This is a genomic window from Enterobacter sp. IF2SW-B1 (genome assembly GCF_001743375.1).
In the GTDB taxonomy this organism is placed as follows: Bacteria; Pseudomonadota; Gammaproteobacteria; order Enterobacterales; family Enterobacteriaceae; genus Enterobacter; species Enterobacter bugandensis.
Genome location: NZ_MJAA01000011.1, coordinates 30,150 through 47,555 on the forward strand (window position 1 = coordinate 30,150; position 17,406 = coordinate 47,555).

A 17,406-nucleotide genomic window follows, 5' to 3' on the forward strand; every position below is an offset into this window, starting at 1 on the left:
TGAAATGTGTTTACCGGCGGGCAAAACGGCTCAGGGGCGATAAAGAGCCAGGAGTTCGTCCACCTTTTTACGTGTGCCGCCGTTGCTGCTAATGCTACGCCGCACCTTAACCTGAAAATGCTTCGCGGCTTTGTACCATTCGCGCGTATCAGGGGTATCGTGATTTGAAATTAACACCGGAATTCTTTTGCTGACCAGTTTTTCCGCCATCTCCGCCAGGCGGGCCTGTTCGGCCGGGCTGAAGCTATTGGTGTGGTAGGCGGTGAAGTTCGCCGTCGCAGACAGCGGCGCATAAGGCGGATCGCAGTAAACCACCGAGTTTACGCCTGCCAGTTCCATGCACTCTTCATAGGAGAGGCAGTGGAACTCTGCATTCTGCGCTTTCTTCGCAAAATGATACAGCTCGTCCTGCGGGAAGTACGGGCGCTTATAACGACCAAACGGCACGTTAAATTCGCCGCGCAGATTATACCGGCACAGGCCGTTGTAACCATGACGGTTGAGGTAAAGGAACAGCAGCGCGCGGCGGAACGGATCCTGGCTCTGATTAAATTCCGTGCGGAACTGATAGTAAACGTCAGGGCTGTTGTTCTCTGGCGTAAACAGCTTGCGCGCCTCTTCCACATACTCATCGGTACGCAGCTTAACGATGTTATAGAGGCTGATAAGGTCGCTGTTGATATCCGCCAGGATATAACGAGAAAAATCGGTGTTCAGGAACACCGATCCCGCACCCACGAAGGGCTCGATAAGACACTCGCCTTTTGGCAGGTGCTTTTTAATATCATCGAGCAGGGGGTATTTCCCCCCTGCCCATTTCAGAAAAGCGCGATTTTTTTTCATGCTGACTAACTGATTACACCTTCTCCGGCTGTGGAGAAAGCTCCGACAGCATCCTGCGCTTTAAACATTACTTCAGATCGGCCTGCACCTGATGAATCGGCTTCGCCCACGGGTTTTTCGCCTGAACGTCTGCTGGCAGTGTCGCCACGGCGCGCTTCGCTTCATCTTTAGAAGCATACACACCGCTCACCAGCACGTACCACGGCTGTCCGTTACGGGTTGTCTGATAAACCACGTAGTTTTTCAGATTCGATTTCTTCGCCCAGCCGTTGAGGTTGTCATAGTTAGACGAACTGCTCAACTGCAGCGTGTAGTTGCTGGACGGTGCAGATTTCAGCGAACCGACGTTGCCAGCTGTTTTACCTGCTGCAGCACTGGAAGCCGTCGCCGTTGCGGCAGGCGCAGCGGTGGCAGCAGGTGCCGTTGTGGTTGCCGTCGCTTTCGGCGCAGTCTGCGTGACTGGCGCTTTGGCCGGCTCGCTCACGGCAGCCGTTTCAGTGCGTTTCGGCTGTGCCGGTGCGGCTTTCACTTCAGGCGCTTTTACCACGGCCTGAGGCTTGGTTTCACGCTTCGGCTCAATGACCGCCTGCTTACGTTCAGGACGCGTCGCAGTTTGCGTCTGGCGCGGTTTAGTTTCCGTTGCTGCCGTCTGCGGCTGCGCGGTAGCACCGTGGATCGGCGCGACGGTTGCAGGTTCAGTTGGCAGCGTAGAGTTAACCACAACGTTATCAACCTGCTGCTGGTTTTGCGGCTGCATCAGCGCATTGTTCAGGTCTCCCTGAACTTCAACACGCTGCTGGCCTTCGGGCGTGACAGGTGCCTGGCCCTGAGCAGGCGTTGATGAAACGGGCGGCAGAGAAACATCCTGCGGCGTCGTTGTGTTGCTGGCAGTCTGCTCAGCGGAAGTGGTGCCCGGCGCTGGCTGTGCACCATTCGCCTGATCCGTCGCATCATTACCGGAGAGGTTGATGCTCTTCTCTGCGGAGGCGGTTTGTTCGGTTGAGTTGGTGGACGGTGCTTTCAGCGCGGAGCCAATGCCAACAATCAGCAGCACAAGCACCAGAACGCCAAGTCCCATCATGATGTACTGACGGGAGGCCGGTTTCTGCGCAGCGGCTTTTTTACGTTTACGCGGGCGACGCTCTACAGGCTGTTCGTCCATTGAATCTTCTTCGGACTCATAATCCTCTTCTTCTCGCTCATCACGCGCGTTGCGGCTGCGCGAAGGGCGACGATCGTCTGCATCCAGATCAACATCGTCAAAGTTGATCTGCGGCTCGTTATCACGTTCTGAAGATTGACGAGAACGACCAGTACGACGATCGCTGGGATCGGGTTTCAGCTCGTCTTCTGGTTTGAATTCATCCATTTAACACCCCACTCAAAGGCTTATGCCTACGTCTTTGCATTTCGCCTGAAGCTAAACGACCACCGATAACAGTGGCCTGACCTTTCTAGTTGTTACGCCTGCTGGCAATCAGCAATGGCGCCAAGAACGACATCGTGCGACACTCCGCCGCGCACTTCACTCTTCCCTATTGCAAGCGGGAGTACAAGACGCATCTCACCTGCCAATACTTTTTTATCGCGCATCATGTGGGGTAAATACGCCTGCGCCGACATCTCCTGCGGCCCGGTTACCGGCAAACCTGCACGTTCAAGTAGCGCAATGATACGTGCCGTCTCTTCCGGTTTAAACTGCCCAAGACGTTCAGAGGTGCGGGCTGCCATGACCATGCCAGCCGCGACGGCTTCACCGTGCAGCCAGTTGCCGTAACCCATTTCGGCTTCAATGGCGTGGCCAAACGTATGCCCAAGATTCAGTAAAGCACGTAAGCCGGTTTCACGCTCGTCTGCCGCGACAACTTCTGCTTTCAGCTCACAACAACGACGAATGCAGTATGCCAGTTTCGCCTCATCCAGGCGCAGCAGCGCATCCATATTCTCTTCAAGCCAGTTAAAGAACTCGCCATCCAGAATAATGCCGTATTTGATCACTTCAGCCAGGCCAGAGGCCAGCTCGCGTTTCGGCAGGGTTTTCAGGCAGTCGAGATCCACCACCACCGACGCAGGCTGGTAGAACGCGCCAATCATGTTTTTGCCGAGGGGATGGTTGACTGCCGTTTTGCCACCGACAGAGGAGTCGACCTGAGACAGCAACGTGGTCGGGATTTGAATAAAACGGACGCCACGCTGATAGCTTGCGGCCGCAAAGCCGGTCAGATCGCCCACAACACCGCCGCCCAGGGCAAGCAGTGTTGTATCGCGACCGTGCGGTTTTTGCAGCAATGCGGTAAAGACGGTATCGAGTACCGTCAGGCTTTTATACTGCTCGCCATCGGGCAAAATCACACTGTCGACTTTTACGCCTGCCTGCTCAAGCAGGTGGCGCACGCGGTCGAGATAAAGCGGAGCCAGCGTCTCATTGGTGACCAGCATCGCCTGATCACCCGCTTTTAGTGGTAAAAAGGAAGCTGGGTCGTTAAACAAACCAGCCGCGATGGTGATAGGGTAACTACGTTCCCCGAGAGTAACTGTAATCCTCTCCATGACGCGACATCCACCTTTAATGCTTTTACCCGCAGGCGAGTGTATATAAAGCCAGAATCAGTTGCTTTCCAGCATATGAATAATCTGGTTTGCAACCACTTTAGCGCTCTGATCGTCAGTACGAATGGTCACATCGGCAATCTCTTCATACAGCGGATTGCGTTCGTCGGCCAACGCTTCCAGAACTTCGCGTGGTGGCGTTTCAACCTGCAGCAGCGGGCGCTTTTTATCGCGCTGCGTACGTGCCAGCTGTTTCTCAATGGTCGTCTCAAGATAGACCACTACGCCACGGGCGGAGAGACGGTTGCGGGTTTCGCGAGATTTCACAGAGCCGCCGCCTGTTGCCAGTACGATGCCCTGTTTTTCCGTGAGTTCGTTGATCACTTTTTCTTCTCGGTCACGGAAACCTTCTTCGCCTTCTACATCGAAAACCCAGCCCACATCAGCTCCGGTTCGTTTCTCAATCTCTTGATCAGAATCGTAAAATTCCATATTGAGTTGTTGAGCTAACTGACGCCCAATAGTGCTTTTGCCGGCACCCATAGGCCCAACCAGAAAGATATTGCGTTTCTCTGCCATTTTATCGGTACTACTAAGACTATTCGTTAATGGTAATCCCCGCTTCGCAGACACCCGGCGTAGCAGGACATGAACTGAAACCTCATATGCAATAGAGCGAGAGTCAGACTAAAAATTATCTCAATACTCCGGCTTGTTTGGCAACTGATTAAATCACCGCGCCGGACGCATAAGGTAATAAGACGTAAGTCCAACTCAAATCGGTACTCCTTGTATGCTAATTCATGCCCCACGTCAAACATCTGCAACAAACTGAATGCAAAATCATTGCGGGGGATCGTTACCCGTTAGTGAATACCGACCAGACGTGGCGTAATAAACACCACTAACTCACGCCGCTCATTATCTTTTCCATCATGGCGAAAAAGCTGTCCCAGCCAGGGGATACTCCCAAGCCCGGGCACGCTGTCACTGCCGGTTTTGTTCTTTTGCGAGAAAATTCCCCCCAGCGCCAGCGTTTCCCCACTTTTTACCTCCACCTGGGTTTCTATCTCCTGCTTATCGATGGCAAGCGTTTCGCCATCGGCTTGCTGCAGCACCTGTCCCGGCATGTTTTCACTGATGTGTAGCTTCAGGCGCACGCGCCCACCGGGCAGTACTACCGGCGTGACCTCCATTCCGAGTACCGCCTCTTTGAACTCCACCGAGGTCGCCCCGCTTTCACCACTTGAAACCTGATACGGGATCTCACTCCCCTGCTTAATGCTGGCCGGTTGCATGTGCGAGGCCAGCAGCCGCGGGCTGGCAATGATATCGACCTGCTGTTTTTGCTCCAGCGCAGAGAGCTCCAGATCCAGCAGCCTGCCGTTAATTCGCCCGATGTTAAACCCCACATGCGTGGTAGCACTGGCCACGGAAAGATCGCTGCCAAGCGTCGTGAGCTGTCCAACCTTGCCCGCCTCGGCGGCCTCGGCAAGATTCCACTTCACCCCCAACTCTCGCAGGCTTTTTTCATTAATGGTGACAATGTGCGCCGCCAGTTCGACCTGCTCGACGGGAATATCCATCTGAGCCGCCCACTGCTGCAGCGCCTCCAGCACCGCCTGGTTATCCCTGATGAGCAGACGGTTGGTGCGTTTGTCGACAGATAAACTCCCCTTTGGGCTCAGGAGCTTTTCAGCCGCTTTTTGCAGTTCTCCGGCATCCGCATAAGTAAATGGGATGCTGTGCGAGACCAGCGGAGCATCAAGCTGTCGACGCGCTCGCTCCTGCTCTAAACGTTCCCGCTGTTCACGCTGCCAGGCCGCGGTATGGACATAATAAATACCGCCCTCCTCTCTTAAAACGAGTCCGGCGCTGGTGACTACCGTCTGTAACGCCTGCCGCCAGGGAACGCGCGTCAGGTTAAGCGAGAGCGTGCCGCCGACATCCGGCGATACCACCAGATTACGGTTCTCCTGCGCAACCAGCGCCTGTAGCACCTGAACCACCGGCACGTCATCCACCACCAGCGTGACCGGCTTTGGCGCGGCGGCCCACAGCGGGCGGCTGAACGCCAGCAGCAACAGCACTATCCTTAACTTCATTTTTATCCTTTCCTTCTCGTTGCCACGCCCATTCTTCGGGATCGCATGTGTCACCCACATCAACAACCAGTTCCGTTTCATTGATGGCCGTTATCCGCCAGCCCGCCGGGAAACGATCGTGCTCTTTCAGACGATGCCAGCGCCGTTGCCCATCCAGCAAAATACCAACGCGCTGCTGCCCTCCCACCATTCCGCGGTAGTGCCACTGTGCCAGTTCGGCTGTGGCGCAGGGGTCGTCCGGCGGGCGAAACGGATCGCGCATGCCGGTCAACAGCAGCGCCGAGCAAACCAGCAGGTATCTCGCGCTATTTCGCATGTTCCAGCTCCAGCTTCAGGCGTAACACCGTACTTTGTGGCGCAAGCGTAAAAGCAGCGACCCGCACATCCCGCTGCGCCAGCCGGGAAAAAAGAGGCGGGATCGCCTGCCACTGCGCCTCCAGCGCCAGTTCACCGCCGTTTTGCAACGGCTTCCAGTGAAGGAGCCTTGTACCCTCCCCCTGAAAATCGAGCGGTGAAAAGGGCTTTATCTCCAGTGCCGTCCGGGTTTGCGGGCTAAACGGCACCTGACTGGCGGTGGGCCACAGCGACGCGTTAGTCCGCGCCGCCTGGCTCAACTGCTGCCGCTGATCCGCACACTGCCTCTCTGCTGGCCGGAGCAATACACCCCATGCTGTCAGGCCCATCAGGAGGATACCCAGCCCCCCGCAGACCAGCCGACACCAGGGACGACTTTCACACCAGCGTTCTAGCAAGGTCTCCATGCATTACCCCTCGCTTTTCAGGTGCAGAGTGAACATCCAGCGCCCCTGGCTATCCTGCCGGAGTTCCCCCTCAGAACCGGGCGTAAAGCCGTCTATGTGCTCCAGCCCATTACGCAAGGCAGAAAGCGCCTGCAGGGTAGTGGCATAGCCGATCAACATCAGAGCAGGAGGCTGATAACGCAGCTCTGTCAGCCATACCTGCGCAGGCATGGCCTCAGAAAGTGACTCCAGCACCGGTTGCCATGCGCGGTGCTGCGGCGTGCCCGCAGGGTTCTGCACCTCTGCGGTGGGTCGCTGGCGAGACACAAGACCACGCTGCACGGACTGCGTGCCCGCCAGTTGAGCCTGCAGCGCGCGCAGCGTTACCAGATGATTCATCCTTACGCTAAAAACGGTCACCAGCATGAGCAGCAATGCGCCGACAAATACGCCGCCCCAGAAACGCAGGCATCGCGCGCGCCGCTGCTGACGCCAGGGCAGGAAGTTGGTCACGTTCATTCAGGCACCTCGCTCATGGCCAGCGCCAGCGCGACGGTATAGTCAGCCCCGCATTCGGGAAGAGGCGCATGCCAGCGCTGCAGCGTTTCCCATGGGGTTCGTTCGGCATCAAAGAACGCGATGTCATTCTGGTTAAGGGCCAGCAGCGCCGCCAGCTCAGTGACGTTTTCTGCTTCAGTGGTATAACGACGCCCCCACTGATGGCGCATAGCCCACAGCCAGTGATGCGCATCCCGCCAGGCGACGCACTGCGTCGGCGCTAACGCAGGCAGCAGGTTCGTCAGCGCGCTGGCATCCGGGGTGATGGTCGCCAGCCGCAAACGTAGCGTTTTCGCCAGATCAAGAAGCGTTTCAATCTCTTTGTTTTGTGCAGCAGTCACGTGAAACGTATTGCTGAAGGTGTCCTGGGTGTAGTCGAAACAGAGGGACTCTGTCGACATCTCCAGTTCGCGCGAAAGCGCCGCCCCCATCCACGAGAGCTGCTCGCTGTCGCGCAATGCAAGAGCCGGTCGGGGCAACGTTTTTTGCAGAGTCCGTGCAGCAGGAAAGGAGAGAAATACCCGGTGGTAGTGCGGGAGCGCTTTTCGCCAGTCGCGTAAGGCATCGGCCAGCGCTTCTGGCTGACAAATTTTGCCGTCACGAATGATGCCTTCGGCCAGAGAAATGGCCCACCAGCGGCGTAAGCACCAGCCGCCTCTCTCCCGGACCAGTGCCGTAATCAGGACCTTATCCTGTTGAATATGAACGCCCGTTTGCCATGTTTTGAAAGCCATGCTTCACGATCTCCTTATCGCCCGTCGCCTTGACGGCTATATCAATGAATCAGGCTTGCCTTTATACTACCGCGCGATTGTTTAGAAACTGCCCAAGTGAAACCAAATGGGAAATCTCCGGTGAAGTTCGTAAAGTATTTATTCATCCTTGCAGTCTGTTGCATTCTGCTGGGAGCAGGCTCGATTTACGGTTTGTACAAATATATTGAGCCACAGCTACCTGATGTCGCCACGCTCCGCGATGTGCGTCTCCAGATCCCAATGCAGGTCTATAGCGCCGATGGCGAGCTGATGGCGCAGTATGGCGAGAAGCGTCGTATCCCGCTGACCTTAAACCAAATTCCCCCCGTGATGGTGAAAGCTTTTATCGCCACGGAGGACAGCCGTTTCTACGAGCACCACGGTGTCGATCCGGTCGGGATTTTCCGTGCCGCAAGCATTGCGTTGTTCTCCGGTCACGCCTCCCAGGGGGCGAGCACCATTACGCAACAGCTGGCGCGAAACTTCTTCCTCAGCCCTGAAAAGACGCTGACGCGTAAGATCAAAGAGGTGTTCCTGGCGATCCGTATTGAGCAGCTGCTGAACAAGGACGAGATCCTTGAGCTGTACCTCAATAAAATCTATCTGGGCTACCGTGCCTATGGCGTGGGGGCAGCCGCGCAGGTGTACTTCGGTAAGCCTGTTGAACAGCTCACCCTAAGCGAAATGGCAACCATTGCCGGTCTGCCAAAAGCGCCGTCCACGTTTAACCCGCTTTACTCGCTCGATCGCGCTACCTCACGTCGTAATGTCGTCCTGTCACGTATGCTGAGCGAAGGCTATATCAGCCAGAGCGAGTACGACCAGGCGCGTAACGACGTCATTGACGCCAATTATCACGCCCCTGAGATCGCCTTCTCTGCCCCTTATCTGACCGAAATGGTGCGCCAGGAGATGGTGAGTCGTTATGGCGACAAGGCCTATGAAGATGGCTATCGCGTGTACACCACCGTTACCCGTAAAGTGCAGCAGGCGGCTCAGGACGCGGTGCGCAATAACGTGATGGACTACGATATGCGTCACGGCTATCGCGGACCGTCGAACGTGCTCTGGAAAGTGGGCGAAAGCGCATGGGACAGCAAAAAAATCACCAGCACGCTGAAAGCGCTGCCAACCTATGGTCCGCTCCTTCCAGCCGTAGTGACGCAGGCCGATCCTCAGGAAGCCGTTGCGACGCTGGCGGACGGCACGTCTGTCTCCCTGCGCATGGACGGTATTCGCTGGGCGCGTCCATACCGTTCGGACACCCTGCAGGGGCCAACGCCGCGCAAGGTGACCGACGTGGTACAGGCCGGGCAGCAGATTTGGGTGCGCAAGTCAGGCGATGCCTGGTGGCTGGCGCAGGTACCGGATGTGAACTCGGCTCTGGTCTCCATCAACCCACAGAACGGGGCGGTAATGGCGCTGGTCGGCGGGTTCGATTTCAACCAGAGCAAATTTAACCGCGCCACGCAGGCGCTGCGTCAGGTGGGTTCCAACATCAAGCCGTTCCTCTACACGGCAGCGATGGATAAGGGACTGACCCTTGCCAGCATCCTAAACGACGTGCCGATCTCCCGCTGGGATGCCGGTGCCGGTTCCGACTGGCAGCCGAAGAACTCTCCTGCGGAGTATGCCGGTCCTATTCGTCTTCGCCAGGGTCTGGGGCAGTCGAAAAACGTGGTGATGGTGCGTGCCATGCGCGCGATGGGCGTCGACTATGCGGCAGAGTACCTGCAGCGCTTCGGCTTCCCGGCGCAGAACATCGTTCGCACCGAGTCGCTGGCGCTGGGTTCAGCCTCCTTTACGCCGCTTCAGGTCGCCCGCGGATACTCGGTGATGGCCAACGGCGGCTTCCTGGTTGACCCGTACTTCATCAGCAAAATCGAGAACGACCAGGGCGGCGTGCTGTTTGAAGCGAAGCCGAAAATTGCCTGCCCTGAATGTGATATTCCGGTCATTTACGGCAATACGCCGAAATCCGAGGTGCTCGAAAACAAGGACATGGAAGACCCTGCCGTTTCTCAGGAGCAGCCAAATATCGTCTTGCCGCAGCCGCAGCTGGAGCAGGCTAACCAGTCGCTGGTGGCGCAGACCGGCGCGCAGGAGTACGCCCCGCATGTGATCAACACGCCGCTGGCGTTCCTGATCAAGAGCGCGCTGAACACCAACATCTTCGGTGAACCCGGCTGGCAGGGTACCGGCTGGCGAGCAGGGCGCGATCTGCAGCGCCATGATATCGGCGGTAAAACCGGGACAACTAACAGCTCGAAGGATGCGTGGTTCTCCGGTTATGGGCCGGGCGTGGTGACGTCAGTCTGGATCGGTTTCGACGATCATCGCCGTGATTTAGGCCGTACCACGGCATCCGGCGCGATTAAAGATCAGATTTCCGGCTACGAAGGCGGCGCCAAAAGCGCGCAGCCGGCCTGGGATGCCTACATGAAATCCGTTCTTGAAGGCGTGCCGGAGCAGCCGCTGACGCCGCCACCGGGCGTGGTGACGGTCAATATTGACCGCAGCACCGGCCAGCTCGCTAACGGCGGTAATAGCCGTGCCGAGTATTTCATCGAAGGTACGCAGCCAACCACACAGGCGGTGCATGAGGTGGGAACAGAGATTATTGATAACGGCGAGACGCACGAGCTGTTTTAAGCATAAAAATGCCCGGTAAAAACCGGGCAAAGAATTGCAGGCCGGGTAAGGCGAAGCCGCCACCCGGCTTTTTTATGGCCTACAGCCGCCCTTGCCCTTTCAGCCACTCGCGAACCAGGAACAGTGCGCTCACGTTGCGAGCCTCGTTAAAGTCAGGGTCTTCAAGCAGATCCATCAGATGCGCCAGCGGCCAGCGAACCTGCGGCAGCGGCTCTGGTTCATCTCCCTCCAGCGATTCAGGATAGAGATCTTCAGCCACCACAATGTTCATTTTGCTGGAAAAATAGGACGGCGCCATGCTCAGCTTTTTCAGGAACGACAGTTCGTTCGCGCCAAAACCCACCTCTTCTTTCAGCTCGCGGTTTGCTGCTTCAAAGACCGTTTCACCCGGATCGATGAGCCCTTTCGAGAACCCAAGCTCGTAAGATTCCGTCCCCACGGCGTATTCGCGGATCAAAATCAGATGATCGTCGACGATAGGGACAATCATCACCGCTTCGCGCGAAGAGGGGCGCATACGCTCATAAACACGACGCACACCGTTGCTGAACTCCAGATCCACACTCTCGACGTTAAACAGGCGCGATTTGGCGACAGTTTCAACGTGCAGAATGGTGGGTTTTTGTAGTGGTTTGCTCATCTTGATGGGGTCTTAGCAGTGTGAACTGGCGTTATTGTGCGATATGCCGCACGGTTTCGGCAATGTCAATTGTTCTTTATTTACATTTATGCAACGCAGCAGGGATCAATCCTCAATTCAAAACAAATGTCAAGAGGTTGAAATGTTTCCAGGAATTTGCTGATATCGCGCCATGACAGGCTTTGCTATCATCACCGGTCACTGGGATGCGCTTTAGAATGCTCAAGTTCGACTCCATACTTGCCGATAGCCAGCCACAGACTCTCATTCAATGTAAAGGTGCTACTGACTACACCTGTAAGATAAGTAAGATGGGGAAAGCATGAGCACCATTTTGATTGTTCTCGCTGCTATGCTGGTCAGCGCATTGATTGCAGGGTGGCTGTACAGGCGACGCATACAGCGCCGTTACCGGCTGCCCTTTTTAAATGCCTTCGCGGGTGCGACAACGCGTAAACTCACGCAAGACGAGCGCGATGCAGTTGAAAACTATCTCGAAACGCTGAACCGTTCTCAGTTAACGCCTGGGCCGACGGGAGCCACGACTGCACCTGTCGCGCTTAAGCTTAACGCGCAAAGTGACACCGTGCTCTGCGTGACGCGCTCCATCACGCGCTACGGCATTACGACTGACGACCCCAACAAGTGGCGCTACTACCTGGATTCGGTTGAGGTGCATCTGCCTCCGTCCTGGGAGCAGTACATTAACGACGAAAACAGCGTTGAGCTGATTCACACCGATTCGCTGCCGCTGGTAATCTCGCTCAACGGCCATACCCTGAATGACTATCTTCATGAAGCCCCGCGCTTTGCGCTGGAACGCGCGAGTTCAACGCAGGCCTCTATTCGTGGTGAAGAGACCGAGCAGATTGAGCTGCTGAATATTCGTCAGGAGACGCATGAAGAGTACGCCCTGAGCCGTCCGGACGGTATTCGTGAAGCCATCCTGATCGTTGCCGCTTTCCTGCTCTTTTTTGTCTGCCTGCTCACGCCGGACGTCTTTGTCCCATGGCTGGCGGGTGGCGCGGTGTTGCTTCTTGCGGCCGGGCTGTGGGGGCTCTTTGCCCCACCGGCCAAAACCTCGCTGCGGGAGATCCACTGCCTGCGCGGCACGCCAAAGCGCTGGGGCCTGTTCGGTGAGAACGATCAGGAGCATCTCAACAATATCTCACTCGGGATTATCGACCTGATCTACCCGCGCCACTGGCAACCGTGGATTGCGCAGGATTTAGGGCAGAAAACCGATATTGATATCTATCTTGACCGCCACGTTGTGCGACAGGGGCGCTTCCTGTCTCTGCATGATGAAGTGAAAAATTTCCCGCTTCAGCACTGGCTCCGCAGCACGGTCATCGCCGCCGGCGCCGGGCTGGTGTTTATCATGCTGCTGCTTTTCGTGCCGCTGGATATGCCCATCAAATTTACCCTGTCGTGGATCAAAGGCGCGCAGACCATCGAGGCGACCAGCGTCAACCAGCTCGATGAAGCGGGTGTACGGGTGGGCGATACGCTGCGCCTGAAAGGCACCGGAATGTGTAATATCCATACCCCGGGGGCGTGGAACACGCGCCAGAATTCACCGTTCACGCCGTTCGACTGTTCGCAAATTATCTGGAACGACGCCCCGCCGCTGCCGCTGCCGGAATCCGAAGTGGTGAATAAAGCCACGGCGCTGACCCAGACGGTCAACCGCCAGCTGCACCCGAAACCGGACGATGATTCACGCGTCAGCCCCGCGCTGCGTTCCGCCATCCAGAAATCAGGCATGATTCTGCTGGATGATTTTGGCGACATTGTCCTGAAAACCCAGGACTTATGCTCCTCGCAGGATGAGTGCATACGCCTCAAGAACGCGCTGGTTAACCTCGGGAACAGTAAAGACTGGGACTCGCTGGTGAAACGCGCCGAGGCGGGACGACTGGATGGCGTCAACGTGCTGCTGCGTCCGGTCAGCGCGGAATCGCTTGATAACCTGGTCGCCACCTCGACATCGCCGTTTATGATGCGCGAAACCACCCGGGCGGCTCAGGCGCTCAACAGTCCGGCACCGGGCGGCTTTGTGATTGCCAGCGATGAAGGCAGCGACCTGGTCGATCAGCCTTACCCGCAGGTAGCGCTTTATGACTACCCGGCCCAGGAGCAGTGGAGCCAGTTCCAGCGTCTGGCGCAGATGCTGATGCAAACGCCGTTCAGTGCCGAAGGGATTGTTACAAGCATCTACACCGACGCCAACGGCACGCGCCATATCGGCCTGCACCGGATGCCGGACAGCGCAGGATTGTGGCGTTACATTGGCACCTCTCTGCTGATGATCGCCATGCTGATCGCCATTTTCTGGAACGGTTTTATGGCCCTGCGCCGCTACCAGCGCTCCCGCACGCGTCTGGCGGAGATCCAGCAATATTACGAAAATTGCCTCAATCCTAAGCTGATCCCCTCTTCTGAGAGCCTGATCTGATAACGTCGTTGCGCGGCAAGATGTGCTACCCTGTCGCGCACGTTTCTTCTGGCTGGAGTTCCCCCCTATGCATCTTGATATCGACTGGCAGCAGGTCGACACCGTTCTGCTGGATATGGACGGCACGCTGCTCGATCTCGCCTTTGATAACTATTTCTGGCAAAAGCTGGTGCCGGAAACCTATGGTGAGCAGCAGGGTATCTCCCCGGAAGAAGCGCAGGCGTTCATTCGTTCGCAATATAGCGCAGTGCAACATACGCTAAACTGGTACTGTCTGGACTACTGGAGCGAGCGCCTCGGTTTGGATATTTGTGCCATGACCACTGCCCAGGGACCACGCGCCGTGCTGCGCGAAGATACGGTTCCCTTCCTGGACGCGCTGAAAGCAAGCGGCAAGCGCCGTATTTTGCTGACTAACGCGCATCCACATAACCTGGCCGTGAAGCTGGAGCATACGGGACTGGCGTCGCACCTTGATTTATTACTTTCCACCCACACATTTGGTTATCCGAAAGAGGATCAGCGGTTGTGGCATGCGGTGAAGGAAGAGACCGGCCTGCAGCCGGAGCGCACGCTGTTCATTGACGACAGCGAGCCTATTCTGGATTCTGCGGCAACGTTTGGCATTCGCTACTGTCTGGGTGTCACTAATCCTGACTCTGGTCTGGCTGAAAAAAGCTATCTGCGCCATCCGGGACTGAACGACTACCGCCAGATGATCCCCTCACTGACCGTGAAGGAGACGCCATGAAAGAAAAGCCCTCAGATGGGGTAAGACTGGATAAATGGCTGTGGGCAGCCCGTTTTTATAAAACGCGCGCCCTTGCCCGTGAAATGGTTGACGGCGGTAAAGTGCATTACAACGGCCAGCGCAGCAAGCCGAGCAAGCTGGTTGAGCTGAACGCCACCTTAACGCTGCGCCAGGGCAACGACGAACGTACGGTTGTGATTAAAGCCATTACCGAACAGCGGCGGCCCGCATCGGAAGCCGTACTGCTTTACGAAGAGACGGCTGAAAGCGTTGAAAAGCGCGAGAAGACCGCGCTGGCGCGCAAAATGAATGCGCTGACCATGCCCCACCCGGACCGGCGACCGGATAAAAAAGAGCGCCGCGATCTGATGAAATTTAAACACGGTGAGAGCGAGTAACCCTCACCCGCACGAGAGATGAAAATGGCCCAACACGACCAATTACACCGCTATCTGTTTGAACAATTCGCCGTGCGCGGCGAGCTGGTCACCGTATCCGAAACCTGGAAACAGATTCTGGAAAACCACAACTACCCGCTGCCGGTGAAGACCCTGTTGGGCGAACTGCTGGTTGCCACCAGCCTGCTGACCGCAACGCTGAAGTTTGCCGGTGATATCACCGTGCAGCTGCAGGGTGACGGCCCGATGACGCTGGCGGTGATCAACGGCAATAACCAGCAGCAGATGCGCGGCGTAGCGCGCGTTCAGGGCGACGTTCCTGAAAATGCTGATCTCAAAACGCTGGTGGGCAATGGCTACCTGGTGATCACCATCTCCCCGGAGGAAGGTGAACGCTATCAGGGCGTGGTCGGTCTGGAAGGCGATACCCTGGCAGCCTGCCTGGAAGATTACTTCATGCGCTCCGAACAGCTGCCGACGCGTCTGTTCATCCGTACCGGTGAAGTGGACGGCCAGCCTGCTGCGGGCGGCATGCTGCTGCAGGTTCTGCCAGCGCAGGACGCGCAGACCAATGACTTTGAGCATCTGGCGACGCTGACCGAAACCATCAAGGCGGAAGAACTGTTCAACCTGTCGGCGACCGACGTGCTGTGGCGTCTGTACCACGAAGAAGAAGTGACCGTGTACGATCCGCAGTCCGTGGAGTTTAAGTGCACCTGCTCGCGCGAGCGTTGCGCTGGCGCACTGAAAACTCTGCCGGATGAAGAGATCGACAGCATCATGGCTGAAGACGGCGAAATTGATATGCACTGTGACTACTGCGGTACGCACTACGTGTTCAATTCAATGGATATCGCTGAAATCCGCAATAATGCCTCTCCGGCAGATCCGCAGGTTCATTAATACGCTACCCCTCACCCTGCCCTTTCCCCTTTGCGGAGAGGGTTAGGGTGAGGGGCAAAAATCCCCCAAAAGCTGAATCGTTTTCCCTATGTAACTCTTACGTAATTTTCTTACATGTATGCGATTACATTCACATTCTCTCCGATAAAATCACCACCTCTTAACCTTTTCGGAACATTTTCCCCAACCAAAAAGCGATTCCTGCGATAATCCGCCTGCACTGTGACTGGAGTCGCAGCGTTTTCCGTTAGTAAGGGTTTTATCCAGATGCACAAATCTATGAGCCCCGTCGCGGTTAACATCCCCAGAAAAACCCTACAATTTCAGGCAGTACATATTGGCTAAGGAGCAGTGATATGCGTGTTACTGGTTTAACCCCGCAAGATCTCAAGGCTTATGGTATTCACGACGTCCAGGAAATCGTCTACAACCCCGATTACGATACGCTGTATCAGGAAGAGCTCAATCCAGCACTGGAAGGATACGAGCGCGGTGTGTTGACGAACCTTGGTGCTATCGCCGTCGATACCGGTATCTTTACCGGTCGTTCGCCGAAAGATAAGTATATCGTCCGAGACGAAACTACCCGCGATACGCTGTGGTGGGCTGACAAGGGCAAAGGGAAGAACGACAACAAACCGCTCTCCCCGGAAACCTGGCAGCATCTGAAAGGGCTCGTCACCCATCAACTTTCCGGTAAGCGTCTGTTCATTGTCGACGCTTTCTGCGGCGCTAACGCCGACACCCGCCTTTCCGTGCGTTTCATTACCGAAGTGGCCTGGCAGGCGCATTTCGTTAAGAATATGTTTATTCGTCCGACCGACGAAGAGCTGCAGGACTTCACACCTGACTTCATCGTGATGAACGGTGCGAAATGCACTAACCCACAGTGGAAAGAGCAGGGTCTGAACTCCGAAAACTTCATTGCCTTCAATTTGACCGAACGTATTCAGCTGATCGGCGGTACCTGGTATGGCGGCGAAATGAAGAAAGGGATGTTCTCGGTTATGAACTACCTGCTGCCGCTGCGCGGTATTGCCTCTATGCACTGCTCGGCGAACGTCGGCGAGAAAGGCGACGTAGCGGTGTTCTTCGGTCTTTCCGGCACCGGGAAAACCACGCTCTCCACCGATCCAAAACGCCGTCTGATTGGCGATGACGAACACGGCTGGGACGATGACGGGGTGTTTAACTTCGAAGGCGGTTGCTACGCGAAGACCATTCGCCTGTCTGAAGAGGCCGAGCCGGATATCTTCCACGCTATCCGTCGCGATGCGCTGCTGGAGAACGTCACCGTGCGTGCCGACGGCTCCATCGACTTTGACGATGCGTCGAAAACGGAAAACACCCGCGTCTCTTACCCGATCTACCACATCGACAACATCGTGAAGCCGGTGTCAAAAGCGGGCCATGCCACGAAGGTGATTTTCCTGACGGCGGATGCGTTCGGCGTGCTGCCACCGGTTTCCCGCCTGACCGCCAGCCAGACGCAGTACCACTTCCTCTCTGGCTTTACCGCCAAGCTGGCGGGTACCGAGCGTGGCGTCACGGAGCCAACCCCAACCTTCTCCGCCTGCTTCGGCGCGGCATTCCTGTCGCTGCACCCGACGCAATACGCTGAGGTGCTGGTGAAACGCATGCAGGCATCCGGCGCGCAGGCCTACCTGGTGAATACCGGCTGGAACGGTACCGGCAAGCGTATCTCCATCAAAGATACCCGCGCCATTATCGACGCCATTCTGGATGGTTCTCTGGATAACGCCGAAACCTTCACGCTGCCGATGTTCGATCTGGCCATTCCGACGGAACTGCCGGGTGTGGACACGCGTATCCTCGACCCGCGCAATACCTACGGATCGCCGGAACAGTGGCGCGAGAAGGCGGAATCGCTGGCGAAGCTGTTTATCGAGAACTTCGAGAAGTACACCGATACCCCGGCGGGTGCTGCGCTGGTGAGTGCGGGTCCGAAGCTGTAGGTAAAAGCAAAAAGGCAACGAAAGTTGCCTTTTTTAATGTTTTCTCCCTCTCCCCGTGGGAGAGGGTCGGGGTGAGG

The 17,406-nt window shown here is 56.5% G+C and carries 16 protein-coding genes; 6 read left to right on the forward strand and 10 right to left on the reverse strand.

Going from position 1 to position 17,406, the window contains the following annotated elements:
• Positions 1-30: 30 nt before the first annotated feature.
• From dam to A6013_RS19885, 9 genes are all read right to left on the reverse strand, one after another.
• Entirely contained in the window at positions 31-843 is an 813-nt protein-coding gene (gene dam, locus A6013_RS19845; RefSeq protein ID WP_028014659.1) for an adenine-specific DNA-methyltransferase, read from the reverse strand.
• Between the two features lie 67 nt (positions 844-910).
• Complete coding sequence (damX, locus tag A6013_RS19850) at positions 911-2,212, reverse strand: cell division protein DamX (protein ID WP_041911922.1); 1,302 nt, start codon at positions 2,210-2,212, stop codon at positions 911-913.
• Between the two features lie 92 nt (positions 2,213-2,304).
• Entirely contained in the window at positions 2,305-3,393 is a 1,089-nt protein-coding gene (gene aroB, locus A6013_RS19855) for a 3-dehydroquinate synthase (protein WP_041911921.1), read from the reverse strand.
• 57 nt (positions 3,394-3,450) lie between these two features.
• The gene (aroK, locus tag A6013_RS19860; protein ID WP_003861630.1) at positions 3,451-3,972 is read right to left on the reverse strand and encodes a shikimate kinase AroK; all 522 of its coding nucleotides are present in this window, start codon (positions 3,970-3,972) and stop codon (positions 3,451-3,453) included.
• Positions 3,973-4,259: 287 nt separating this feature from the next.
• On the reverse strand, positions 4,260-5,498 hold the full coding sequence (hofQ, locus tag A6013_RS19865) for a DNA uptake porin HofQ (RefSeq protein WP_069733631.1): 1,239 nt from the start codon (positions 5,496-5,498) through the stop codon (positions 4,260-4,262).
• Complete coding sequence (locus A6013_RS19870; protein ID WP_069733632.1) at positions 5,410-5,814, reverse strand: HofP DNA utilization family protein; 405 nt, start codon at positions 5,812-5,814, stop codon at positions 5,410-5,412. Before A6013_RS19870 ends, hofQ begins: the two co-directional genes overlap by 89 nt.
• Complete coding sequence (locus A6013_RS27325) at positions 5,804-6,259, reverse strand: HofO (protein WP_069733633.1); 456 nt, start codon at positions 6,257-6,259, stop codon at positions 5,804-5,806. Before A6013_RS27325 ends, A6013_RS19870 begins: the two co-directional genes overlap by 11 nt.
• Before the next feature lie 3 nt (positions 6,260-6,262).
• Positions 6,263-6,757, reverse strand: a complete 495-nt coding sequence (locus tag A6013_RS19880; RefSeq protein ID WP_063944159.1) for a PilN domain-containing protein — start codon at positions 6,755-6,757, stop codon at positions 6,263-6,265.
• Positions 6,754-7,530 carry a DNA utilization protein HofM gene (locus A6013_RS19885; RefSeq protein WP_069733634.1) on the reverse strand — a complete coding sequence of 259 codons (777 nt, stop codon included), beginning with the start codon at positions 7,528-7,530 and terminating at the stop codon, positions 6,754-6,756. The genes A6013_RS19880 and A6013_RS19885 overlap by 4 nt, the downstream gene beginning before the upstream one ends.
• Before the next feature lie 120 nt (positions 7,531-7,650).
• Here A6013_RS19885 and mrcA point away from each other — a divergent pair, with 120 nt between their 5' ends.
• Positions 7,651-10,203 carry a peptidoglycan glycosyltransferase/peptidoglycan DD-transpeptidase MrcA gene (gene mrcA, locus A6013_RS19890; RefSeq protein WP_028014665.1) on the forward strand — a complete coding sequence of 851 codons (2,553 nt, stop codon included), beginning with the start codon at positions 7,651-7,653 and terminating at the stop codon, positions 10,201-10,203.
• A gap of 79 nt (positions 10,204-10,282) precedes the next feature.
• Here mrcA and nudE read toward each other — a convergent pair whose 3' ends face one another.
• Positions 10,283-10,843 (reverse strand): ADP compounds hydrolase NudE, encoded by a 561-nt coding sequence (gene nudE, locus A6013_RS19895; protein WP_028014666.1) that lies wholly within the window; start codon positions 10,841-10,843, stop codon positions 10,283-10,285.
• A 322-nt stretch (positions 10,844-11,165) separates the two neighbouring features.
• Here nudE and A6013_RS19900 point away from each other — a divergent pair, with 322 nt between their 5' ends.
• From A6013_RS19900 to pckA, 5 genes are all read left to right on the forward strand, one after another.
• Positions 11,166-13,301, forward strand: a complete 2,136-nt coding sequence (locus A6013_RS19900) for an intracellular growth attenuator family protein (protein ID WP_028014667.1) — start codon at positions 11,166-11,168, stop codon at positions 13,299-13,301.
• A gap of 67 nt (positions 13,302-13,368) precedes the next feature.
• On the forward strand, positions 13,369-14,052 hold the full coding sequence (gene yrfG / locus A6013_RS19905) for a GMP/IMP nucleotidase (RefSeq protein WP_069733635.1): 684 nt from the start codon (positions 13,369-13,371) through the stop codon (positions 14,050-14,052).
• Complete coding sequence (gene hslR, locus A6013_RS19910; protein WP_028014669.1) at positions 14,049-14,450, forward strand: ribosome-associated heat shock protein Hsp15; 402 nt, start codon at positions 14,049-14,051, stop codon at positions 14,448-14,450. Before yrfG ends, hslR begins: the two co-directional genes overlap by 4 nt.
• 18 nt (positions 14,451-14,468) lie before the next feature.
• A complete protein-coding gene (gene hslO / locus A6013_RS19915) occupies positions 14,469-15,353 on the forward strand; it encodes an Hsp33 family molecular chaperone HslO (protein WP_161495995.1) in 885 nt (294 codons plus the stop codon).
• A gap of 356 nt (positions 15,354-15,709) precedes the next feature.
• On the forward strand, positions 15,710-17,329 hold the full coding sequence (gene pckA / locus A6013_RS19920; RefSeq protein WP_041911911.1) for a phosphoenolpyruvate carboxykinase (ATP): 1,620 nt from the start codon (positions 15,710-15,712) through the stop codon (positions 17,327-17,329).
• Positions 17,330-17,406 lie beyond the last annotated feature (77 nt).